Below are 22,190 nucleotides of genomic sequence, written 5' to 3'. Positions count from 1 at the left end.
TGGTTTTCGTTTGCAGAGGCTCTTTACTGCGGATGTGAACTCCTCTGTTTGTTTCTGATCGGGGCATCGGGCAAAGGCATTAACATAACGCTTCGGGAGCGCAGTGACGCGCAACATAGCGAAAGGGCGGTCAGATGAAAGGGGTTAAGAAAGCGCTGGCTATCATGGCGTACTGATGTCAGTCAGCGTGGCTGAAACCCTGCCTGTGACTGGCGCAGGATCTCAGCAAAGAGGCAAGTCCGCGTTAATTCAGACCTTAAGCAGTTTTACCGTCGCATCGATATCTATCTCTTCTTCCGAGAAGATCAGCGTCGAGCCCTGAAAGGTGGTGATCGCCAGTTTTTTCAGTGAGCGCATCTCATCAGGCTTAGCGGGTGATTTCGGCCTGATGTTCCCCATCAGTACCCCGACAGAGAGCACCGCATTCTCTTTATCTATGCGCGTATCGGCAGGCACTTCTTCGCTGTAAACCAGGTATGACTTGATTGCCGTGAGCTTAAGACGCTCGCCCGCGATATAGATGTATTTACTTTCCGCCGCCACTTTCACCGCGTAGGCTGACAAGCCCTTGTTGTTCGTGGTGGGTTCGAACGTCACCGCTGCATTTTTCTTGATTAGCTCAGGGTTAGCGACCTTAATCACGTGAAAATAACGGTTATCGCCGTTTTCATCTTTGATAAATCCAAACCCTTTATCCTGAAACCAGGTTGTGATCGTTCCGTTCATCGCCATTACCGCCTACCTAATCGTTTATCTACTCAGTTTTTGCAGCGCGCAGTGTAAAGCACAATGCCTGCGCAGACCACGCCTTTGGTTTAAGTCTGGACGATAAATTTCGGCTATGCGAGGAGGGCCGTCAGCGGAAGAGGGAAGCAATGCGGAACGAAGCGCTGTGCCCGGCCTTAGCGGGAGACTGCTTAAGAGTTGGAACTGAGTCAAAGAGCGACTTTAAAGGCTGTACGCTAAGCGCGGCAGAGGATCACCGGAAAAGATGAGTGAAGATAAAAGGATTTGAGCAACGTGTGAGAAGGAGAATCGAATAAACAAAACTTTATATCCTTCTCAACAGAGTTTGTTCCGGCGCTACTCATTGCCCCACTGGTTTAAGAAGGTAGCGATCTCATCAATGCGTTGCTCGTTGATGCCGGCTTCACGGGCCATCTCCTGTTGCGCCTCTTCGCTGATTTCTTCGTTATTCGTTAAGCTGGTGATCAACAGCTGGAAATAACGCGCCAGAGGTTCACGTTCTGACTCGCTCACAGGCTGTGCGGATTCAGTCGTATATTCATCCACGATGTCAAAATACTTGAGCGGTACTTCATTGTTCATAAATCGTTCCTGTGGTTAATGCCAGTGCCGGTTGCGGCCGCACCGGCTGACTAAGATCGTATCAAACTTACCCGATCGGTTATGCGAAAATTACCGGATTTTGACTAAGCAAAGCAGAAGCGGTCAGAAGAGTCAATGTGAACGGGGCTGGCCTGCAAAGTGGCCTGGTTTTTACGCGTGAGGAGAAGGTTTTATAGCCGAAACGGCATGATATTGTGCCTGCGTCAGCTTATGACCGGGTATTACTGTGCCATTATGAGATATATTAGGAGCACTACGTAATACTATCCCTTTTGTAACAGGTAACATCAGCAATGGCTCTGATCCCAAAAAACTACACCCGGCTGGAAAGCGGCTACCGTGAGAAAGCGCTAAAAATTTACCCCTGGGTATGTGGACGCTGCTCGCGGGAATTTGTTTATTCAAACCTGCGCGAATTAACGGTTCACCATATCGATCACGATCATACCAACAACCCGGAAGATGGCAGTAACTGGGAGTTGCTGTGCCTCTATTGCCACGATCACGAACACTCAAAGTACACTGAAGCTGATCAGTACGGCTCCACAGTAGTGGCGGGCGAGGACGCGCAAAACGATGTTGATGCAGCGACTTATAACCCCTTTGCCGACCTGAAGGCGATGCTGAATAAGAAGAAGTAGTGGTTTGAAGGTCCGCTTAGGGTAGACAGCGGACTGCCACCGCCTCTAAAGCCTTACATTGCGCAGCGGTAGCTGAAACTGGCACTTCGACAGACAGAGCAGCCAGGGCAAACCCTGGAAACCAGGTGCACTACATAGACATCATTCTGTTTTTCCTGCGCTAGTTAATGCCATTACTGTTTGCACCCCAGTGTGCAGTTTTATCAGCAACGCTCGTCGGGGAGATGTCATATCGGCTCTCTGTCCCGCTATCGACAGTCAGCCGCGCAATGACGAAAAGGCCATTGATTAAATGGACGCGAAGAGAAGCATCTACCGCTATTTCTACATAGTGCCGGGCCTGTTCAGGACAGGCAGAGTATACTGTTTAACCAGGGTGATTACAGACTGCGGTACTGTTTCAGATAGCAAATAGAGCAACTGCGAATTTAGCAGGGTGATAGCGGAAATTGCATCAAGGGTTGCAGGATAATTCTGATGTGGTACGGTATGAAGACCTAAAGTTAACCAGGAGCGAATATTACGGGCCCCAGAAAAATCATTATCAGGTCCGTTGCTAAAAAATTATGATCATCAATAATTTCGCAAGCCAACTTAACTCTTATAATATGCACCTGCGTTATTCCCATCACCATTTCGACCACTAATTCAATAAAAAAATAAGCCTGTTTCTTCTCCTTGCAGAGAAGGATTTCGTTCGCCTGCATGATCCTCCAGGAAAATATTAAGGTTATTAATTATGAATAAGAAAAATTTCCTCACTTTACTTCTCACTTCGTTAATCAGTTCATCTGCTGTTTTAGCCGCCGACCTGCCGGGCAAGGGTATTACAATTTTACCCGTACAGAGTACACTCCCGGAGGAATCATTTCAGACCGAATTGATTAACAAGGCCCTGGAGAAGCTGGGTTACCAGGTCAAACCTACAGAAGAGGTAGAATACAACGTCGCTTATACGGCAATTGCGGCGGGTGATGCCACTTATATGGCCGTAAACTGGGAGCCGTTGCAGAAGGATATGTATACCGCTGCCGGCGGAGACGATAAGTTTTTCCGCAAAGGAACCTATATCAGCGGGGCCGCTCAGGGTTACCTTATTGATAAAAAAACGGCGGAAAAATATCACATCACGGATATTTCACAGCTGAAAGACCCAGAAATAGCAAAGGTTTTTGATGCCAATGGCGATGGAAAAGCCGATCTTGCGGGCTGTAATCCGGGATGGGTTTGTGGCCAGGTTATCAACGCACAAATTAAAGCTTACGGTCTGAGCAATACTGTGCAGCAGAATCAGGGTAATTATTCTGCGATCATTGCCGATACCCTGACGCGTTATAAAGCGGGGAAACCTGTTCTGTACTTTACCTGGACCCCATACTGGGTAAGCGATGAATTAAAACCGGGTAAAGATGTAGTCTGGCTTACCGTTCCCTTTTCTGTGACGCCGGGAACGCAGAAAAACGAAGATACGTCGTTAGCCAACGGAAAAAATTACGGCTTCAAACCCAATAATGAGCATATTGTCGCCAATAAAGCCTGGGCGGAAAAGAATCCCGCAGCGGCAAAATTGTTTGAAATCGCCAGCCTGCCGCTGGCAGACGTAAATGCACAGAACCAGCGTATGCACGCTGGCGAATCCTCCACTGCGGATATTGAACGTCATGTAGATGGCTGGATACATGCGCATCAGAAGACCTTTGATGGCTGGATCAGGGAAGCCGCTGCTGCTGCTGAAAAGTGAGCATAGGTTAAATATGCCCGTGGATGCAGCCCTCAGGCTATGACTGCGCCGGCTCACTGGATGAGTTAAGCACGCCGGACTGGGTAAGGTCCGGCGTTTTACCATCTAACCAGCGCGACAGAAGCTAAAATATGGCTTTCTTCATCGGCGACGGGATTTGTGATATCCAGTTTAGGCGGATCGTTCTGTCACGTACTCTGGAGGTCCTGGTTTACAAACAAGACGATAATATTTTCCGGGAGTGCGAGCCGCCGAATCACAGTCCGACATATTACGGAATCAGCTACAAACGGCGCGTCTGACATTCAGCAGTCAGTTAAACCATAAATTTCAGAACGAGTAACATCAGGTAATATTCTATGTATTATGATTATAAAAATAACATTATGAAACATGGCTCCAATTTGGAAGCCTTATTTTATGATTTCGGTCAACGTTCCTTTTTTGCTGAAGCGTAAAGTGCATTCATTCTGTTAATCAATTCAGCGTGATTGTCATGTTTAGGAAAATTAGCGGTTTTGAAATTGAATCTGATATAAAAGAACTTAATGCTGCTGTCAGCACGCATTTTGAATGGGCTAATCGTTTGATTGCTACTGCCCTTTTCAGAGATCTTCCGGACAGCAAAATGACCGATAGTGAATCTCATCTACACTGTCATTTCAGTCGCTGGCTAAATATCAGTCTGGATCTTAATGACAATCAGATAACAGGTCTTGATAAAATTGACGCTACACACGCCAGTATGCATGAAGCTATGCGGTTGCTTTTAGGCTCCATACAAAGCAGGAAAGCAAACCGTACAGGGCTGGAAGATTACTATACAGCTCAGCGCGATTTTCTTGATGCTGTTGATGACTACAGGAGAAAACTGATAACGTTACGAAATAACCATGATTCGCTTACCGGTCTGCCTCTCAGTAAAGTTATGTTTACTCAGTTCCAGGTGCTCAAAGAACATGCCCGTCTTAACGGTAAGCGCCTGTACGTGACCTTATTTGATATAGACTGTTTTAAAAGATTTAATGGAAGGTATGGGCATGTCTCAGGAGATGCGGTACTCAGAGAGATGGGAAGCTATCTTTTATTTTTGGCCAGCAATAAAGAAAAAGTTTACCGCTTCGGTGGCGAAGCGTTTATTTTTATTCATGAGTTTGAAAATAATGAGCAATTTTTCTCTGCGTTGCTCAGGATAACGGAAGGGCTACAGTCCCACCTGTTTATTAACCTTCAGGGTACCGTCAATATCACCGTTACCTCTGGGTCCTGCCCGGCGACGGCTGGAGAAACACTGCAGTCTTTGATTGAAAAAGCTGACTACACTATGTCTCTTGGCAAAGAGCAGGGGCGGGGGCGTGCGCTGTACAACGATCACGGGCTGATAAAAACAGTCTGTAAATAAAATCCTCACCCTATTCTATGAAACACGCGAAGTTTGCGGGTTTTAATGAATAAAATAATAAATTTTATCCACCCAACGCCTTTTATTTATGTTGATTCAGGCTTCATAAGCATTATCTACCCTGGTTATAAATTTCCCTTGCGTAATGATTCCCTTAACAGGCCGTGGCTGATAACCATCGCGGTTTTAACTTCATAACATCGTAATGAAAAGGGCGCCGTAAATTTCTCTTTTCTGGCCATGCTCTTTTTTTTGTCACTATGGCTATTATCTTTTATTTGAAGCATTGCTACAGCTTTCTTTCAGGGCAATGCTTCAAAATTAATAGACGAGATTTGATAGTATGTTTGCTCCCTGCAGGAGCGTAAACTTACTGAACAGGAAATGTCATTATATCCTTCACCATATCATCAATAGCACTTTTAACGTCTTCAACAGTAATAGGCGCACTGCTGTTTGAAACGGTTTTACCATAACCTTTGCGGATAACCCTGACCACCGGCTGATTGGTTGAAACATCAATCGCTTCTGCTTCTAAAAACAGTTCAGCGTTCTGGCTCCGGTGTCCGGTGACAGCCATCGTTCCTGCCAGTACCGCTGCCACCGGGACCACTTCATAAAACTGCACATCCTGATTTTCAGCCGTAACGGCCGTGATGGCCGTTTTAATGATTAACCCACCGGGCTGCGGTCTGTCACTCAGTCTGTGTCGTGTGCTTTCTGCATTTTTTAGTTGTCTTTCAGTGTAGAGACGGACAAGTTCAAGCGTTGATGCACTAACCCGACCATCAGGTCTGGGGCGAGGGTAAAAAACAACGGGAGAAAAATAGACGCTCGTATATTTATATGACTGATAGTCGGGTGAGATCCAGCGGAGTGTCTCATGGCCGCTTTCAGTTCTGATGGGCTGAAAATGAGAATAATTATTAAGGAAGCCTGAATATTCTGATTCATCAGCGGTTTTGGATGCACAGCCAGTTAGTGTACTTATCATTAGCGCGGCACCTGCAGCAGCGAGCACCCTTTTACAGAAAAACATGTATTACTCCTCACCTGTCATACTCTTGTAGAAGAATTTGTAAGAAACTATATTGTATTAACCGTTTAATAAACTTCGCCGGTTAAAATGTCATTGCGTTTGTCAACCTGTGATAACTTTCACCGGTTTGCTCATAACACTATGATAACCACTATTTAAAATGGCCAAAGCAGTGAAATTAATAAGTGGGTCGGTAAATATAACTCTGAAATTATACCTCAAGGGAGAAAGGCTGCACCATAAAAAATACCAGTATCTTTTGTTTGCGAATGGTTTTTGAAATGTTTTGAAAGTTGATGAAATGCCATTATATAAAAAGAGGGGTGCTGAGACTGAAGGATTAAATTTAGATTTTCGTCCGGCAGGTTTGTTGCTGAAAATCTATCTGTAGTGCGTTAATCGCATTTGTTGTTAATCAATTGAAAACATAACTCATCACTATGTTATTTGATGCAATATGTTTCCGCGAGCGTTTAAAACAATCAATAAATATATATGTTGCTATTGTAATTAACTCTATTAACAATATTGAGTCTTATGAGCGCACCGATAATCAAAAGGGAATTTTTACCTGGCGTAAATTAAAGAAACAATGCAACGGTATAAAGACGCTCAGAGATCCTTACTATGCCACAGGCAATGGGTTGTTTTTACATGAGCAGTAGCGTTAAAAAGCTCATTAAATCTGTAAATAAACATTTTTTATTATATATTCAGCTCGATAACAGAGCGAATGAAAGACCAGGCCTTAAAGATCCTGAACCTTCCGGCTGTGGTAATAGCCCCAGCATGGAAAAGAAGTTAATTCCGCCAACACATGCTAAACATGGAAAGGATACTGATTCTGTAGGCGATACCAATACCAGACATGAAGGGTTCCGAAATTCAGAAGATCATCCTGAAAGGCAGGTAAAAAAAGATGTAATTAACGTTTTTAATGAGAAAATGCTTTTTTTAGTAAAATATCAATATGTTCCACTTACAGGCATGGCTTTCAGCCCTGTCCTGAATAAAAGGTGTTCTCTGCTGGTGAAAAATAACAGGTTGCTGAATGAATTTTTATATTTTACCCTGGCAGATGTCAGTGATATTAAAGATCCCAGCCCGGGCAATGCTTTTCCGGTTGCAGATGAATTATTAGCAAAATTAATAAGCGCGATCGTGACCGGGGCGAAAGAGGGTGTTGAATATTATTATCATCCTGAAGGTAGCAGCATGATGCTGCATACCTGTAAAAGCTGCGCATCCTTTTCACGTTCAATCTATAAAATCATAAACGATATTAAGCCTTACGATCTTATTGTTACTGAGGAATTGCAGCCGGCTTACTTTATCTACGGTTTTACGTTAATCGTTAAAAATAATTTATTAAATAGCGTGTTAAACAGGGTAAGCTGTGAAAAATTACAGAGCGAGCAATACGGAAATAATTTCTGTATATTCAGCGACAGTAAAGGAACTTTTGTGAAATTATGCGAGTGTTAACTGAAATTATCATCCACTTTTGTGCATTTCCTTTATGGTCAGGATAAATAATCATCAGATAAATTAGCGCTAAAAAGGCTTCGCGTAATACCTCTACGTAATTGTGCCGCTATAGCAACATCGGACGACCAGAGCAGGTGTGCGGTAACCTAACTTCTGGGGAGGTGTTACAGGGGCACTTTTTTATCACTTTCCCGGAAGTGATACCGTAGTGATCGCTCCGATGCCACAGCTGTTAGCAAAGTGCGTGCAGGTTTCTGTTGTGGCGTAAATCCAGTTCCTTTTAGGGGCTGTACTCGGCTATTTTTTCCGTTCACTATAAAGTATGCCGCCGCGCGCTTTATCGCAGGCGTTAGTTTCAACGACAGAAACCACCACGCGATCCCGTTCTACGCCAAAACTTTCCACCACGGCATCGGTGATTTTTACCATCAGGTTTTTTTTCTGTGCTGTAGAGCGGCCTTCTACCGCATAAACCACTATTTCCGGCATGATGTTCTCTCTTTTATTTGTATGAGAATAAAGACTTCACAACTTCTGACGTTTCTGTCCAGGATTCATGAGCATGACGCTGTTCAGTCATCGCGTCAGTATAGCCCTGGTGCCCTTTGGACCACCGGGATCGGCTGTGCGGTCTCCAGACTGGTGAAACCGGACTTCCTGATAATCGTACTCATTATCCAGACCACGCTTTGAACGACTTATTTCAGTAACGTAACCGCAGCCTTAATGATTCAGGACCAATACCCTCAGGTGGCAAGGCGAAAAATTTCATAGTTTATTACCTTACTGAATGAATCAGTTCTTATGCTCTGCCGCAATTGGCCGCGTCTCTCCGGTTTCAACCAGCGTGCGGTTTGCATCAGGAGAGCCGTAGACCCACATAATTTTCATGGGTTCGGTATCAGAAGCATTCCTGAAACGGTGCGGAACGCCAGCAGGAATGTAAGTGACATCCAGGGGTTTGATCACAAATTCCTGACCGTCGATGTCGAAGATGGCATTGCCTTGTACCAGCAGCACGCTTTCCTCACAGTTATGAAAGTGAAAAGGTATTTTTGCGCCGCCTTCAAACTGCGTATAACCGGTAATAAAGGCGCTGGCACCCATGCCAGCCGTGACTAATGGCGTGGTGCTGGCACCGCCGCCACGGTCATGCTTTTTAATATCTTCTGGCTTGAGTAAATAAGAATTTGATGCAGTCTTAATCATGCCTTTCACCTTTTAATCTGCCGGGCCAATCCAGAGCGTTTTAATGTTAGTGAATTCACGGATGCCAAATCCGCCTAGTTCACGTCCGTAACCGGATTGTTTGATGCCGCCAAACGGCAGACGTGCATCGGATGCGACCAGACCATTGACGAATACCGCACCCGCTTCGATTCTGCGCGCAAGGCGATAGCCGTTGTCCGTGTTGGATGTCCACACCGCAGCACCCAAACCGAACTCAGTATTATTGGCAACAGCAATTGCCTCCTCCTCAGACTGTACGCGAATGATCGCTGCGACCGGCCCGAAGGTTTCTTCAATCGCCGCCGTCATTTGTGGCGTAACGTGATCGAGTACGGTTGGCAGATAATAATAGCCTTCGCTCACGATGGGCTGACCGCCAGGCACTAACTGTGCTCCTTCGCTCAGGCTGCGCTCAACCTGAGCATGCAGGGCATCCCGCAAATTTTCACGCGCCATTGGACCGATATCATTCTCGCGGTCGAGAGGATTTCCGGTTTTCAACGTTCTCACGCCTTCACAGAACAGCTTCACGAAGCGGTCTGCGACGGAAGCATCGACAATAAAGCGTTTGGAAGAAATGCAGCTCTGGCCAGTGTTAGCAAAGCGCGCCTTAACGGCCATTTTCGCCGCCAGCTCGATGTCAGCATCTGCCAGCACAATAAAGGGATCGGAACCGCCCAGCTCCAAAACCTGTTTTTTCATCAGGCTGCCCGCCTGAGCCGCCACGATTTTGCCTACGTGTGTGGAACCGGTCAGGGTAACTGCGGCGACGCGCTCGTCGGCAAGCACCCCAGCAACATCAGTAGAATTTATCATCAGCGTACTGATAAGGCCTTCCGGCGTCCCGGCCTCACGGAACAGCGCCTCCAGCTGTATTGCGCATGAGGCTACGTTATTAGCATGTTTGAGCAGGGCGCCATTGCCTGCAGCCAGGGCAGGGGCCGCAAAACGAACAAACTGCCAGAAGGGATAATTCCATGGCATGATTGCCAGTACCACGCCGAGCGGATCGAACACGACACGACTGTCGGAAGCATTACTTTCAACGTGTTCATCCGCAAGGTATTTTTCAGCATTACTAGCATAAAACTCACAGGTGACGGCGCACTTTTCAACTTCGGCTTCCGCTTCAGCCAGCGGTTTTCCCATCTCCCCGGTAATAGTAGCGGCATAACGCGCTTTATTGCGGCGCAGTACTTCAGCAACGCTTGTCAGAAGGGTGACGCGTTCAGATACCGGCTTTCTGCCCCAGATTTTTTGGGCCTGATGAGCAGCCTCAATGCGTTCATCAACTTCGGAAGCTGAATGCAGTTCATATTCAGCAATTTTGCGCCCCGTGGATGGGTTAACAGTGACAATCATGATTGGGCCTTTATCAGCTTCAGAAATCGTAAAGTGAATGCGCATTTACTTTTCAGGCAGGCTTATCCCTGTGCAACCAAATGCACAGGATTAATGTAATCACTTCATATTGAACAGAGAATTTAACTCTTCGACATTTTCATCGGTTAAGCTTGTCATGCCATAAGGTTTGAGCATGAAATAAAGCTTTGCCGTCTCCTCAAGCTCTTCGGCATTAAATACCGCTTCACGGATGTCTTTACCTGAAATAATGGGGCCATGATTGGCCAGAAGAAGAGAATTGTGTTCGGCTGCCAGTTTTTCCACTTCCTCAGCAATGAGTGGCGAGCCAGGGCGAATATAGCGTATCACCGGCAACTTACCGACACGCATAACGTAGTAGGGCGTTATTGGCGGCAGGGCATTTTCATAATTGAGACCAGGCATGCATGAGAGGGCCGTCAGCCAGGGGGAATGCAGATGTACAATGCCGCCACACTTCGGACGCTGACGGTAGATGGCAAGGTGCATCAGGATCTCTTTCGATGCCTTATGCCCATCCAGAAGTTCGCCATCCATGGTCACTTTGCTCAGGGTGGCCGGATCCAAATCGCCAAAACTGGAGTTAGTAGGGGTGGCCAGTACATTACCATCCGGCAGTTTCAGGCTGATATTACCGGCGCCACCGCTGCTGTAACCGCGTTCGTACATTGAGCGAGCGTACCGAACTAAATCCTGGCGTAGTTGTGTCTCATTCATCAAAATGCTCCTGTGCTTTCAGGAAAAAGTCACTAGTACCAAAGTTACCCGATTTAAGGATCACCCATTTTTTCTCACCCAGAGCTTGTGTCCACGGCACCCCTGGAGCGACGGTATCGCCAATAACCATGCCATTAATATTCAGCCCCTGAACAACCGCGCCTGAGGTTTCACCGCCGGCTACAATAAATTTATTGAAACCCGCTTCGTTTAATTGCTGGGCAAGCGCAGAGAAGAAACATTCAATTTTTTCACTCACAAATTCCGGGCCGTAGTTTTTATGAATTATTTCGATTAGTTGTGGTGGCTGTGTGGCGTACACCAGCGGGGCTAACGCTTCACTTGCATGAGCGCATACCCAGCTGATTACCGACTGAATATAACCCTCATCATGAATGATTTTTTCTACATTTAACGCCAGCGCGGAAGCGCGTTGCTGGTAAAAATCAACCTGCTGATTAGTCATAGAGGAGCAGCTGCCGGAAAGGATTACGCTAAAACCTTTGGCTTCTATTTTTATCGGGCTACGGGGAAGAGGCTGCTGCTGCACATCAAGTGTGGCGATAGCATATCCCAGTCCCGCTGCGCCTGTTACCAGCGGAAATGCCGATGTTTCACGGGCTACGGTTAGCAGGTCACTATTATCCAGCACATCAAAAATCATATATTTCGCATTACTTTCCGCCATCCGGGCAGCTATCTGCTGAGGGTGATTTTTTATGGCGTCGAGAGAAATATTGCCGCATAAACCAACGGACTGCGCTTCCATCAGTTTTTTCAGGGAAGACTGGGTCATGGGCGTGACCGGATGGTGCTGCATGCCGCTTTCGTTCAGCAACTCTCCTTTTACAAAAAGATGGCCATGAACAATGGTCCGGCCGTTATCCGGCACTGCCGGGCAGACCAGCGTCATGCGCGTTTCAAGGTTTTCCATAAGCGCATCCGTTACCGGTCCAATATTGCCCTGCGCGGTAGAATCAAACGTCGAACAATATTTGAAAAACTGGCGCTCACAACCTTGTGCTTTCAGCCAGTTGGCGGCAGCCAGCGACTGGCTGACGGCATCTTTCACAGGAATGGAGCGGCTCTTCAGCGCAATAACAATGGCATCAATATTTACCGCCTCAAATGTCTGCGCAGGCACACCGTTAAACAGCACCACTCTCCAGCCCGCATTGACCATAAAACTGGCTATATCAGTTGCGCCGGTAAAGTCATCAGCGATAACGCCTAACTTTGTCATGATTAATCCTTACCTACTTATCAGTTTTCCACATACTGCTTTTGTATGGTGATAAATGCAAATGCAGCAGGTGTTAATTTGTGTTGTAGATCACATACTGCTAACAAATCAGGGCTGGCATAGTAATCATCTTCGGTGCTCAGAGCAGAGAGGAAAGGGGCGAATAGGTGGCTTAAAACAAAGCATGACGCTAACTTGCTGATAAATAACACAATCACTGTAATGTGAATTTTTTGTATGATAAATGTGATCTGTGTCACCTTGCAATCAGTGCATTTATTGGTATAAAAATGCAATCGAAACTGACCCATCAATTGGAGTGTATATGCGTATTTTGATTCTGCCTTGTGACGGTATTGGCCCTGAAATCACCTCAGCTGCGGTAACCGTACTGAATTCATTAGATAAAACTTTCAACCTGGGTTTTGAATTTGACTACGAAGACGTTGGCTTTAAGAGCCTTGAGCTTCATGGCACCACGCTGCGTCAGGAATCTTTAGATAAAGCGAAAACGTACGACGGCATCATCCTCGGCACACAGTCACATGCCGATTACCCTGCGCCAGAGAAAGGTGGACGTAACGTTTCTGCCGGTTTCCGTATCGGTCTTGATCTTTATGCTAACGTCCGTCCTGCGCGCACCCGTCCATTCCTGACTTCAAACATGAAGGAAGGTAAGACAATGGATCTGGTGATCATGCGTGAAGCCACTGAAGGGTTTTACCCGGATCGCAACATGTCGCGCGGCTGGGGCGAAGTGATGCCCAGCCCGGACATGGCGCTCTCTACCCGTAAAATCACCCGCCACTGTTCAGAGCGTATTGCACGCAAAGCGTTTGAACTGGCCATGCAGCGTAACAAGAAAGTTACCGCGATTCATAAAGCTAACAGCTTCCATATGACCGACGGTCTCTTCCTGGAAGCCGTCCGCGACGTGGCGAAAGAGTTTCCGGAAGTCCAGTTGGACGATCTGCTGGTTGATGCCTCTACCGCGCACCTGGTGCGTAATCCGGAACGCTTCGACGTGCTGGTTGCGACTAACTTCTACGGTGACATTATCAGCGATCTGGCCAGTGAACTGTCAGGCAGTCTGGGTCTGGCTGGTTCGATTATGGCCAGCGATACGCATTGCTGTGCTCAGGCGCAACACGGTTCAGCACCGGATATCCAGAATCAGGACAAGGCCAATCCGGTTTCAATGATCCTCTCAGTTGCGATGATGCTGGCATGGTATGCCGAGAAGCATAATCAGCCTAAATTCCTGAAGGCGGCAGAAGAGATCAACCGTGCGGTAGATGAAGTGCTGGAAAACCCTGAAACCCGCACACCCGATTTGGGCGGCAGCTGCGGTACGAAAGCATTTTCCGAAAAAGTCGCTGCGGTAATCCGCGCTTAATTGACGACATGAGGCTGCCGCCAGAGAGGGCAGCCTGTTTTCATGGAGAGGATAATGAGTCAACGCATTGTATTAATTCACGCTACGCCACTGGCAGTTGGCCCTATTAATGACACTTTCGAACGCCAGTGGCCCGAAGCGAATATCAGTAATCTGCTGGATGACTCATTAAGCAGCGATCGCGGCAAAGTCACCACACTTACGCCCAATTTTTATCAGCGTATAAATTCACTGGTGGATTATGCGGTCAGTATTGATGCCGCGGCTATTTTGTTTACCTGCTCTGCACTCGGAGAAGCCATTGATGCCAGTGCTGAAATCCATCCTCTGCCTGTTCTGAAACCCAATGAGGCTATGTTTGAAGCGGCGCTGGAGAAGGGCAAAGATATTGTCATGTTAGCGACTTTCGCACCTGCTGTTCCCAGTATGGAAGCGGAGTTTCATGAACTCGCCATGGCCGAAGGGTCAGGCGCAAAGCTGACCACTGCGGTGGTTGAAGGCGCGCGTGACGCATTAAGCGCGGGCAATGTTGCCTTACATAATCAGCTTGTTGTTGAAGCTGCCCGCCAGCATCAACATGCTGACGCGATTGTGTTAGCGCACTTCTCTATGGAGGTAGCTTATGAAGAGATCAAGGCAGCAGTCACTTGTCCGGTTTTAAGTAGCCCTCAGGCTGCCGTTGTGAAATTGAAACGCTTAATGAATTCATTCTGATCCGCTTCGGATTAATTAAGGCAAGGCCGTGAACAGTCAATATTTACTGGCAAGGTTGAAATACAGCCATATTTCATCATTGCCTGATATCGTTTTGCCGGAAAATAGCTGTGACTGTCATCATCATATATTTGACAGAAGATTTCCTTATTCGCCTGACGATCGGCGTAATTTACCTGATGCCACCGTCGATAATTATTTGCAGTTTAAAGAACATCTCGGTTTTAAGCGTCATGTAGTGGTTCAGCCTTCCTCTTATGATACGGATAACCGCTGTATGCTGGAAGCGCTACGGCGCTTTGGCGATGCTGCCCGGGGAGAAGCTGTGATCACGTATGACGTTAAGGATGCAGAACTGGATGCTTTAGGCCAGGCGGGCGTGACCGGCATACGTTTTAACTTTGGTGCAGGCAGTGCCACCACACCTGAAATGCTCTTACCTCTGGCACATCGTGTGGCTGAGAGAGGGTGGCATATTCAGATCCATGCCACTGCAGAACGTCTTTGCGCCCTGCGTCCGGTTCTGCTTCAGGTGCCCGGCAATCTGGTTATCGACCACTTTTTCCGTCTGCCTCAACCACAACCTATGCTGCACCCGGCCTGGCGTCTGGCCTGGGAACTGATTGAAAGAGGGCAATGTTGGGTCAAACTTTCCGCTCTTTATCATCAGTCGGCGCATGAGGATGTGTCCGATATGTCAGCCTTAATAAAAAGTTTTCTGCAAGAAGCCACTGAACGCGTGTTATGGGGCAGCGACTGGCCGCACCCAAATTTAATAAGCGCAAATAAAAAAATGCCAGATGATGCATTAATTCTTTCAAAAATTTACCACTGGGCAGGAAATGAACAGGTTCGGCACAAGTTATTTGTGGCAAACCCGGCTGAACTTTACCGATTTAATCAATCGATTGCCAGATAAGGCCGAATAGAATGATTACTCTTAATTCAACTGTACGAAAAAATCGACCTACGCATTATCGTTATATGATTCTGCTGATGGTTTTTCTTAGTATCGCCCTGAATCATGGCGACCGTGCGACGTTCTCGATTGCGGGCACGGATATGGTAAAAGCAGCTGGACTTGATATTGTCGCGTTGGGTTATTTGCTCTCAACCTTTACCTGGGCATATGTGCTCGGACAGTATCCTGGCGGCTGGTTACTCGACCGTTTTGGTTCTAAAAAAGTGTTGGTCATCGGTGTTTTTTCATGGTCATTTTTTGTTTTCCTGGTGGGGTTCAGTACCTCATTTGAAAACGTATGGGTGACACGCGTAATGATTTTCGGCTTTATCTTTATGATGGGCCTTATCGAAGCGCCTACCCTGCCAGCTAACTCACGTTTTCTGGCGGCATGGTTTCCAGCGCGTGAACGCGGCAAGGCGTCGGGCTTTACCACCGCTGCGCAATATTTTGCTCTGGTTGTTTTCCTTCCTCTGATGGGCTGGTTTTCTTATCATTTCGGCTGGGAATCGGTGTTCTGGCTAATGGGCGGCATTGGCATACTTATCTCCCTGATCATGAGCCGCGTTCTGGCTGATACGCCTAAAGTGCATCCGCTGGTGAATAATGCCGAGCTGGAATATATCCAGTCCGGGGGCGGCCTGACCAACCTGAAAGCGACCAAAAAAGGCGATACCAGCAACAAAGGCTATACGAAAAAGCTGCTTACCAGCCGACTCGCGCTGGGTGTTTACATGGGACAGTTTTTCTTTACCGTACTTTCTTACTTTTTCCTGACGTGGTTCCCGGTATATCTGGTCCACGATCGTGGCATGACGATCCTGAAAGCGGGTTTTGTCGCATCGCTTCCTGCACTGTGTGGCTGTGCGGGTGCGTTACTGGGCGGTGTATTATCCGATTATATGCTGCAGCGTGGATTTAGCCTCTCGGCAGCACGTAAAACACCTATCGTTATCGGCATGCTACTGGCGGTTAGCATGGTCATCTGCAACTATGTCGATTCGGCCTGGATTGTGGTGGCAATTATGTCGCTGGCCTTCTTCGGCAAAGGTTTTGGTGCCATGGGCTGGTGCGTCGTCTCAGACTTCTCCCCGAAAGAAGCTATCGGACTGAGCGGGGGATTATTTAATATGATCGGTAATATCTCCGGAATTTTCACCCCGATTATTATTGCCTATATCATTAAGGATACCGGTTCCTTTAACGGTGCACTTATCTTTGTGGGCGTCTGCGCTTTCCTGAACCTCTGCTGTTATCTGTTTGTGGCGGGCAAAATACAAAGGCTGAACTTTGCGCCCCATCAACAGGATAATAATGACCCCGTTACGGAGGAACTGCATGCCAACTATCGCTGAAAATGAATTACGCTTTGCTATAAATCTCGGGAATGCTGTGCTGGCAAAAAGCCTTCCGGACGGGAGGCCAGGTGGTATTACTGTTGAAATTGCCGGTAAGCTGGCTGCTGCGCTGGGATCTACCGCGCGGTTTGTTACCTATCCTGCCGCTGGGAAAGTGGTAAATGATGTGGACCAATGGGATATTGCCTTTCTCGCTGTCGATCCCTTACGTGAAGAGGTGCTGCGGTTCACGCAACCTTATATTACCATTCAGGGTACCGTGCTGGTAAAAGCAGAGAGCGAATGGCAAAGCGTTGCTCAGATGGATAAAGCTGAGGTGGTAATAAACGTGGGTAAGGGCGCAGCGTACGATCTGCATCTTACGCGTCAGTTACAGCACGCCAGCCTGAACCGGCTCAGTTCGTCGCAGGAAGCCATTGATGCCTTTCTCAGAGGAGAAGGCGACATGGCTGCCGGCATCCGTCAGCCTCTGGAGCGTACCGCCAGTCTGAATGCAGGCTACCGGGTCCTGCCGGACAATTTCGGCGCCATCAATCAGGCGATTTGCGTCCCGCGTCAGCGTGCTGATTTGTATGAAAAAATCAGATCATTACTGACGAGCTGGCAGGAAGATGGCACTATTCAGACCATTATTGACCAGCAACTGTCTGAATAATATCTCCCCTTAGCGTTCTCTTTTCGAGAACGCTACCTTATTAAAGGTTCAATTTTCATCCCTTTCCCGACATGGCACCCTTATCTGTAAAAGCACATATGGCTACCGTGGTAACGGAAGGTTTTTATGACATCGTCCTCAGTTCTGAAACGCACCACCCTGGTCATTGATGAGCACCCCTATCATTTTCTCGACCTGACCCAACTAATCCCCCTGGAGCAGCTGCAAACGCTGCCTTTTTGTTTACGCATTCTGCTGGAGAATGTCGCGCTGCGTTCACCACAGACGTTGCCGAAATTTCTTGGCATGCTCAATGCGGAAGCCATGCCAGGGGAGGTTGAATTTTATCCCGATCGGTTAATGTTCCACGATACGACCTGTCTGCCCGCCCTGGCGGACTTCGCAGCGATGCGTGATTTAACCGCTGAGCTGGGAGGCGATCCACGCACTATCAATCCGCATATTCCGGCTGTGTTAACCATCGATCACTCCGTGATCGTTGAAAGCTACGCTACGCCAGACGCGCTGGAAGAAAATCTACAGTTTGATTTTCGGCGTAATGCGGAGCGCTATCGCTTCATTCGCTGGGCTGAACAGAGCCTGGATAACTTTCGCGTCATTCCACCCGGAACCGGTATTATTCATCTGATGAATCTTGAAGCGGTTGCAGAAGTGGTCACCGTTGACGAGCGTGAGAGTGTGGCTCTGCTGCACTCAGACTGCATGATCGCAACCGACAGCCATACGTCTATGATTAACGCGTTAGGCATCCTCGGATGGGGAGTAGGGGGACTGGAAGGCCAGGCTGCGCTGCTTGGAGAGCCTGTCACGCTACTTTATCCTGAGGTGATTGGAATTTCAGTTTCAGGCAGGTTAGCGCAGGATGTCAGCGACAGCGATCTTGCTCTACACATCACGCGCCTGCTTCGTGAGAAAGGCGTAGTAGGAAAGTTTGTGGAGTTTACCGGACCTTCACTGCATACCATGCCCGTCGAATCGCGAGCCACCATTGCCAATATGGCGCCCGAATATGGGGCGACAGTGGTATTTTTTCCTTTTGATGAACGCAGTGCTGATTATCTGCATATGACCGGGCGCACGACGGAAAAGCAGGAAATCATCAAGACCTACATGAAGCAGCAGCATTTGTGGCGCAGCGCGAATTCACCTCAACCGAAATTTACTCAGCTGATAGAGCTTGATCTCGGTACCATCGAGCCATGCATGGCCGGTCCTTATAATCCACATCAACAAATTCCCCTGAGCTTTGCTGCAGAGAGCTTCAGGAAGAGCCTGCCTGAAAAGGTGCAGGCAGAGACCTGGTTCCATGACGTTTATCCCGAAGCGATTCACCAGGGTGCGGTAGCCATCGCGGCTATTACCAGCTGCACGACCACGGCAAATCCCTGGCTCGTTATTCAGGCGGCTTTATTTGCCCGTAATGCGGCGCGGCACGGATTACGACCTAAACCCTGGGTTAAAACCTCCTTCTCTCCCGGTTCCCGTGCCGTAACGGATTACCTCAGTGAGTCAGGCCTGCTGGCTGAACTTGAAAAAGTCGGTTTCGACGTTACCGGTTATGGGTGCATGACCTGCATCGGCAGTTCGGGGGCGCTAAAACCTGCGATGGAAGAACTGGTTAATGAGGGATTGCAGGCAGTGTGCGTGCTTTCCGGCAACCGCAACTTCCCACGTCGCGTTAATCCCAGCCTGGGCCATGGTTATCTCACCTCGCCCGCGCTTGTGATTGCCTGGGCGCTGGCAGGCCATATTTCTCATGATCTGCTTCATCAGGCGCTGGGTTTTGATGACCAACAGCAGCCCATTCTGATGCGTGACCTGATGCCTGCGCGGGAAGAGGTAGATCTCTGGGTGAAGCGTGTCATGAAACGTGACCATTATGTAAAACGTCGTGACATTATCTGGCAGGGCACGCCTCACTGGCAAAAGATTGCCGCGCCAGGGAGTGTCCACTATCCCTGGGAGGCAAGCTCAACCTATTTGCGCCGGCCTGGCTACCTTGAGCGTCTGCCACGCGATCCTGCCGCACCCTTAACGTTAAACGGTGCACGCCCGTTTTTGTGGTTTGGCGATGATATCACCACCGATCATATTTCACCGGCAGGAGCGATACCTGCCTTAAGTCCGGCTGGAAAGTGGCTTATCGAGCGCCATGAAAATCCGCAGGATTTGAACCTCTATTCTACGCGACGAAGTAACCATGAAGTGATGGTGCGTGGCGCTTTTACCAACAAAGCGCTGGTCAATCGGTTACTGCCGGAAGCAATGCGCGGCGGCGGTGGCTTTGCCTGGGATGCCGATCGTCAACAGATCCTGCCAGCCTGTGAGGCTGCGCAAAGCTGGCTGGCACGTGGTACGCCCCTGGTTGTGTTTGCCGGAGAGCGTTATGGTGCAGGTTCAAGCCGCGACTGGGCAGCTAAAGCACAGGCATTAATGGGCGTAAAGGCGGTAGTGGCGAATAGCTTCGAGCGTATTCATCGTAGCAATCTTATAGGGATGGGGATTTTACCGTTGCATTTTCTGAAGGGGGATGCCGCTCGTCTTCCTGCGCTGGATGGGCGTGAAACGCTTGATTTTGATGGCCTTACTTCTCTGGCACCCGGTAATACTCCGGTAACGCTGCGCATCAGCCGTGATGGCATGCTTCTGGGTGAACTTGAGTTGAGGGCGGTGATAGACTCGCAGCAGGAACTGCGCTACCTGCGCCATGGTGGCATTCTACCTTATGTTATTCAGCAGGCACTCAAGGGATAAAGCATGCGATACGATCTGGTTTCACTGTCGATTTTTGTCGCTGTCGCCGAGGAGCAGAACCTCACACATGCTGCGCGACGCAAGCATACAGCCGTGTCGGCAGTCAGCAAACGTATTGCCGAACTTGAGCAGCAGGTTGGCACACAGTTAATGCTCCGTCTGCCGCGAGGTATTGAACTGACGCCCGCCGGGCATTCACTGCTTTACCATGCAAGACAGATTTTCCGTAATCTTGAGCAAATGGAAGAGGAGTTAAGTGATTATGCGGCAGGAGTTCGCGGACATATTCGTATTTTCACTATATCAGCCGCTCTGATGCAGTACCTGCCGCGTGCTGTCAGTCAGTTTCTGACTAACTATCCACAGACTGATATCGATATTGAGGAACATACCGGCGTTGGCGTGGTACAGGGGCTGCTTGAGGGGAACGCCGACGTTGGATTTTTCTCCAGCTGGACACCCGTTTCCGGAGTTGAAGTGTGGCCCTGGCAGCATGATCAGCTGTCCGTTTTACTCGGCCCTGGCCATCCTCTGGAAAAACGCAGCTCGCTGAAAATGGAAGATATCGTTGATGAAAAAATAATTGGTCCACATCGTGACAGCGCGGTGAGCCATATTATCGATCGCGAGGCGCGTAAGCTGGGCAAAACGTTAAATATCAGTCTGCGCATCAGCAGCTTTGTATCAATGGCGGAACTGGTGAGTCAGCAGCTCGGCATAGCCATATTACCGGTCAATGAGATTGTGCCAGCTTCTCTACACCGTGGCGTTCGCATCATCCCGCTGGCCGAGCCATGGGCAAAAAGGGAATTACTGATTGGCGTGAAGGATTTTAAACTTGCCTCGCCGTCAGTAAAAACCCTGATTGAAACTCTTACGCCTGCCCACAGGCATTGCGTTCAGGAAGAAGGTAATTCAGTCAGAGACGCTGGCCTGCGCTAGCGAAGCAGATGCAGGTAGGGCTGGCGGTTTCAATGGTAATGTCAGTTTTAGACAACATTCCGGTTTCGCCATCTACATTGAACACCTGGATATTATCAGACTCTTCATTAGCGCTGAAAAACTGGTGACCATCCGGCGAAAGGGTGGTGAAGCGTGGTGTTTTACCGCCGCAGGGTACCCAGCCAACGGGGGTCAATGTGCCTGTTAATTGATCTATAGCGAACACACCAATACTGTCATGGCCGCGGTTGGCAGCATATAAAAACTTACCGCCCGGATGCACTTCGATTTCACTGGCGTCGCTGCGCTCACTGTAACCTTTCGGTAATGTGCTGAGAGTTTGTTTTAAGGCCAGCGTACCCCGCCCCAGGTCGACATCAAGCACTGACAGGGTGCTGCTCAGTTCGCTGATGCTATACAGCCACTGGCCACCCGGATGGAAATCCACGTGGCGGGGCCAGCTGCCCTCGGACAGCTCTACTTCATCTATAAGGTGACACTGTTCCTCATACCACCGGTAAAGCCGGATCATATCAATGCCGTTGCCTGCGGCACGACCTTGTACAGGCACTGCAAAGAAGTCGCCCTCAGGGGCAAAAACAATCTCATGTGGACGGGAAAGCGAAGGGGGCATACTGGCACTCTGGGGGCGTCCGGGTATCTGAGCAAGGTGAAAAGGAGGACGTAACCCCTGAGCTTCGATAGCGAGCGCTGCAATATTACCGCCTTCATGATTGGCAATCAGCAACGCATCATGGTCAGGCGTTAACGCCGCGCCGACAGGATTATTACGTCGCACAGGCTCCAGATCGGGATGCATCCGACGCGGACCGGTGGTTTGTTCATTGAGTAGAGTAAGCAAGCCGGTGGCGGGATCGCGATCGAATACGGCCACTTTATCACCATCACCATGGAGAGCGTATAAACGGTTACGCCGTGGATCAAGGGTGAGCCAGGAAGGATTTTCCTGAACGGATTCAACCGACTGTAGATGTTTCCATTCGCCGGATGCCATCATACGATACACCTCTATACCTCTTCCCCGCGCACCACGCCATGCAGAGGTGCGGCAACCAATATACGCAAATGTCATAAATCCCTCATTTATTTGCATTTATATTACTATAAGTGCAAATTCCGCTATGTGAACCTCGT

At 48.5% G+C, this 22,190-nt stretch carries 20 protein-coding genes; 11 read left to right on the top strand and 9 right to left on the bottom strand.

Features of this window, described 5'->3' with window-relative positions:
• Positions 1-249: 249 nt before the first annotated feature.
• Positions 250-732, bottom strand: a complete 483-nt coding sequence (locus AAH446_RS03390; protein ID WP_342905303.1) for a cold-shock protein — start codon at positions 730-732, stop codon at positions 250-252.
• Positions 733-1,083: 351 nt separating this feature from the next.
• Complete coding sequence (locus AAH446_RS03385; RefSeq protein ID WP_342905302.1) at positions 1,084-1,329, bottom strand: YmjA family protein; 246 nt, start codon at positions 1,327-1,329, stop codon at positions 1,084-1,086.
• A gap of 314 nt (positions 1,330-1,643) precedes the next feature.
• On the opposite strand from AAH446_RS03385, the gene yajD reads away from it, so the two are divergent.
• From yajD to AAH446_RS03370, 3 genes are all read left to right on the top strand, one after another.
• The gene (gene yajD / locus AAH446_RS03380; RefSeq protein WP_342905301.1) at positions 1,644-1,991 is read left to right on the top strand and encodes an HNH nuclease YajD; all 348 of its coding nucleotides are present in this window, start codon (positions 1,644-1,646) and stop codon (positions 1,989-1,991) included.
• Between the two features lie 739 nt (positions 1,992-2,730).
• Positions 2,731-3,732 carry a glycine betaine/L-proline ABC transporter substrate-binding protein ProX gene (gene proX / locus AAH446_RS03375; protein ID WP_342905300.1) on the top strand — a complete coding sequence of 334 codons (1,002 nt, stop codon included), beginning with the start codon at positions 2,731-2,733 and terminating at the stop codon, positions 3,730-3,732.
• A gap of 496 nt (positions 3,733-4,228) precedes the next feature.
• Entirely contained in the window at positions 4,229-5,134 is a 906-nt protein-coding gene (locus AAH446_RS03370; RefSeq protein ID WP_342905299.1) for a diguanylate cyclase, read from the top strand.
• A 370-nt stretch (positions 5,135-5,504) separates the two neighbouring features.
• On the opposite strand, the gene AAH446_RS03365 is transcribed toward AAH446_RS03370, so the two are convergent.
• Positions 5,505-6,173 (bottom strand): DUF3313 domain-containing protein, encoded by a 669-nt coding sequence (locus tag AAH446_RS03365; RefSeq protein WP_342905298.1) that lies wholly within the window; start codon positions 6,171-6,173, stop codon positions 5,505-5,507.
• A gap of 627 nt (positions 6,174-6,800) precedes the next feature.
• Here AAH446_RS03365 and AAH446_RS03360 point away from each other — a divergent pair.
• Positions 6,801-7,658: a hypothetical protein gene (locus AAH446_RS03360; protein ID WP_342905297.1), complete on the top strand. Its 858-nt coding sequence runs from the start codon at positions 6,801-6,803 to the stop codon at positions 7,656-7,658.
• A 300-nt stretch (positions 7,659-7,958) separates the two neighbouring features.
• Here AAH446_RS03360 and AAH446_RS03355 read toward each other — a convergent pair whose 3' ends face one another.
• The 5 genes from AAH446_RS03355 to otnK all read right to left on the bottom strand — a co-directional run bounded on the left by AAH446_RS03355 (position 7,959) and on the right by otnK (position 12,234).
• Positions 7,959-8,150, bottom strand: a complete 192-nt coding sequence (locus AAH446_RS03355) for a tautomerase family protein (protein WP_342905296.1) — start codon at positions 8,148-8,150, stop codon at positions 7,959-7,961.
• A 306-nt stretch (positions 8,151-8,456) separates the two neighbouring features.
• The gene (locus tag AAH446_RS03350) at positions 8,457-8,870 is read right to left on the bottom strand and encodes a cupin domain-containing protein (protein WP_342905802.1); all 414 of its coding nucleotides are present in this window, start codon (positions 8,868-8,870) and stop codon (positions 8,457-8,459) included.
• Between the two features lie 12 nt (positions 8,871-8,882).
• On the bottom strand, positions 8,883-10,253 hold the full coding sequence (locus AAH446_RS03345; protein WP_342905295.1) for an NAD-dependent succinate-semialdehyde dehydrogenase: 1,371 nt from the start codon (positions 10,251-10,253) through the stop codon (positions 8,883-8,885).
• Between the two features lie 99 nt (positions 10,254-10,352).
• Entirely contained in the window at positions 10,353-10,991 is a 639-nt protein-coding gene (gene otnC / locus AAH446_RS03340) for a 3-oxo-tetronate 4-phosphate decarboxylase (protein ID WP_342905294.1), read from the bottom strand.
• On the bottom strand, positions 10,984-12,234 hold the full coding sequence (gene otnK / locus AAH446_RS03335; protein ID WP_342905293.1) for a 3-oxo-tetronate kinase: 1,251 nt from the start codon (positions 12,232-12,234) through the stop codon (positions 10,984-10,986). The genes otnC and otnK overlap by 8 nt, the downstream gene beginning before the upstream one ends.
• A gap of 325 nt (positions 12,235-12,559) precedes the next feature.
• Here otnK and AAH446_RS03330 point away from each other — a divergent pair, with 325 nt between their 5' ends.
• The 7 genes from AAH446_RS03330 (at position 12,560) to AAH446_RS03300 (ending at position 21,035) form a co-directional block, all read left to right on the top strand.
• Positions 12,560-13,630: an isocitrate/isopropylmalate dehydrogenase family protein gene (locus AAH446_RS03330; RefSeq protein WP_342905292.1), complete on the top strand. Its 1,071-nt coding sequence runs from the start codon at positions 12,560-12,562 to the stop codon at positions 13,628-13,630.
• Positions 13,631-13,684: 54 nt separating this feature from the next.
• Complete coding sequence (locus AAH446_RS03325; RefSeq protein WP_342905291.1) at positions 13,685-14,344, top strand: arylsulfatase; 660 nt, start codon at positions 13,685-13,687, stop codon at positions 14,342-14,344.
• A 28-nt stretch (positions 14,345-14,372) separates the two neighbouring features.
• Complete coding sequence (locus AAH446_RS03320; protein WP_342905290.1) at positions 14,373-15,263, top strand: amidohydrolase family protein; 891 nt, start codon at positions 14,373-14,375, stop codon at positions 15,261-15,263.
• A gap of 11 nt (positions 15,264-15,274) precedes the next feature.
• A complete protein-coding gene (locus AAH446_RS03315) occupies positions 15,275-16,660 on the top strand; it encodes an MFS transporter (RefSeq protein ID WP_342905289.1) in 1,386 nt (461 codons plus the stop codon).
• Complete coding sequence (locus tag AAH446_RS03310) at positions 16,644-17,318, top strand: transporter substrate-binding domain-containing protein (protein WP_342905288.1); 675 nt, start codon at positions 16,644-16,646, stop codon at positions 17,316-17,318. The genes AAH446_RS03315 and AAH446_RS03310 overlap by 17 nt, the downstream gene beginning before the upstream one ends.
• Before the next feature lie 126 nt (positions 17,319-17,444).
• Entirely contained in the window at positions 17,445-20,093 is a 2,649-nt protein-coding gene (acnA, locus tag AAH446_RS03305; RefSeq protein WP_342905287.1) for an aconitate hydratase, read from the top strand.
• Positions 20,094-20,096: 3 nt separating this feature from the next.
• The gene (locus AAH446_RS03300; protein ID WP_342905286.1) at positions 20,097-21,035 is read left to right on the top strand and encodes a LysR family transcriptional regulator; all 939 of its coding nucleotides are present in this window, start codon (positions 20,097-20,099) and stop codon (positions 21,033-21,035) included.
• On the opposite strand, the gene AAH446_RS03295 is transcribed toward AAH446_RS03300, so the two are convergent.
• Positions 21,013-22,128 carry a lactonase family protein gene (locus AAH446_RS03295; RefSeq protein WP_342905285.1) on the bottom strand — a complete coding sequence of 372 codons (1,116 nt, stop codon included), beginning with the start codon at positions 22,126-22,128 and terminating at the stop codon, positions 21,013-21,015. The genes AAH446_RS03300 and AAH446_RS03295 overlap by 23 nt on opposite strands.
• Between the last annotated feature and the right edge of the window lie 62 nt (positions 22,129-22,190).

Origin of the sequence: Erwinia psychrophila (genome assembly GCF_039023475.1) — a bacterium.
GTDB lineage: Bacteria > Pseudomonadota > Gammaproteobacteria > Enterobacterales > Enterobacteriaceae > Erwinia.
Note: the sequence above shows the minus strand (reverse complement) of the source record. Positions and strands in the feature narration are given on the sequence as shown.

What these genes read in the sequence shown, in the direction of transcription:
- AAH446_RS03390 (WP_342905303.1), bottom strand. Translation starts at nt 732, where the DNA reads ATGGCGATGAACGGAACGATCACAACCTGGTTTCAGGATAAAGGGTTT.
- AAH446_RS03385 (WP_342905302.1), bottom strand. Translation starts at nt 1,329, where the DNA reads ATGAACAATGAAGTACCGCTCAAGTATTTTGACATCGTGGATGAATAT.
- yajD (WP_342905301.1), top strand. Translation starts at nt 1,644, where the DNA reads ATGGCTCTGATCCCAAAAAACTACACCCGGCTGGAAAGCGGCTACCGT.
- proX (WP_342905300.1), top strand. Translation starts at nt 2,731, where the DNA reads ATGAATAAGAAAAATTTCCTCACTTTACTTCTCACTTCGTTAATCAGT.
- AAH446_RS03370 (WP_342905299.1), top strand. Translation starts at nt 4,229, where the DNA reads ATGTTTAGGAAAATTAGCGGTTTTGAAATTGAATCTGATATAAAAGAA.
- AAH446_RS03365 (WP_342905298.1), bottom strand. Translation starts at nt 6,173, where the DNA reads ATGTTTTTCTGTAAAAGGGTGCTCGCTGCTGCAGGTGCCGCGCTAATG.
- AAH446_RS03360 (WP_342905297.1), top strand. Translation starts at nt 6,801, where the DNA reads ATGCCACAGGCAATGGGTTGTTTTTACATGAGCAGTAGCGTTAAAAAG.
- AAH446_RS03355 (WP_342905296.1), bottom strand. Translation starts at nt 8,150, where the DNA reads ATGCCGGAAATAGTGGTTTATGCGGTAGAAGGCCGCTCTACAGCACAG.
- AAH446_RS03350 (WP_342905802.1), bottom strand. Translation starts at nt 8,870, where the DNA reads ATGATTAAGACTGCATCAAATTCTTATTTACTCAAGCCAGAAGATATT.
- AAH446_RS03345 (WP_342905295.1), bottom strand. Translation starts at nt 10,253, where the DNA reads ATGATTGTCACTGTTAACCCATCCACGGGGCGCAAAATTGCTGAATAT.
- otnC (WP_342905294.1), bottom strand. Translation starts at nt 10,991, where the DNA reads ATGAATGAGACACAACTACGCCAGGATTTAGTTCGGTACGCTCGCTCA.
- otnK (WP_342905293.1), bottom strand. Translation starts at nt 12,234, where the DNA reads ATGACAAAGTTAGGCGTTATCGCTGATGACTTTACCGGCGCAACTGAT.
- AAH446_RS03330 (WP_342905292.1), top strand. Translation starts at nt 12,560, where the DNA reads ATGCGTATTTTGATTCTGCCTTGTGACGGTATTGGCCCTGAAATCACC.
- AAH446_RS03325 (WP_342905291.1), top strand. Translation starts at nt 13,685, where the DNA reads ATGAGTCAACGCATTGTATTAATTCACGCTACGCCACTGGCAGTTGGC.
- AAH446_RS03315 (WP_342905289.1), top strand. Translation starts at nt 15,275, where the DNA reads ATGATTACTCTTAATTCAACTGTACGAAAAAATCGACCTACGCATTAT.
- AAH446_RS03310 (WP_342905288.1), top strand. Translation starts at nt 16,644, where the DNA reads ATGCCAACTATCGCTGAAAATGAATTACGCTTTGCTATAAATCTCGGG.
- acnA (WP_342905287.1), top strand. Translation starts at nt 17,445, where the DNA reads ATGACATCGTCCTCAGTTCTGAAACGCACCACCCTGGTCATTGATGAG.
- AAH446_RS03300 (WP_342905286.1), top strand. Translation starts at nt 20,097, where the DNA reads ATGCGATACGATCTGGTTTCACTGTCGATTTTTGTCGCTGTCGCCGAG.
- AAH446_RS03295 (WP_342905285.1), bottom strand. Translation starts at nt 22,128, where the DNA reads ATGACATTTGCGTATATTGGTTGCCGCACCTCTGCATGGCGTGGTGCG.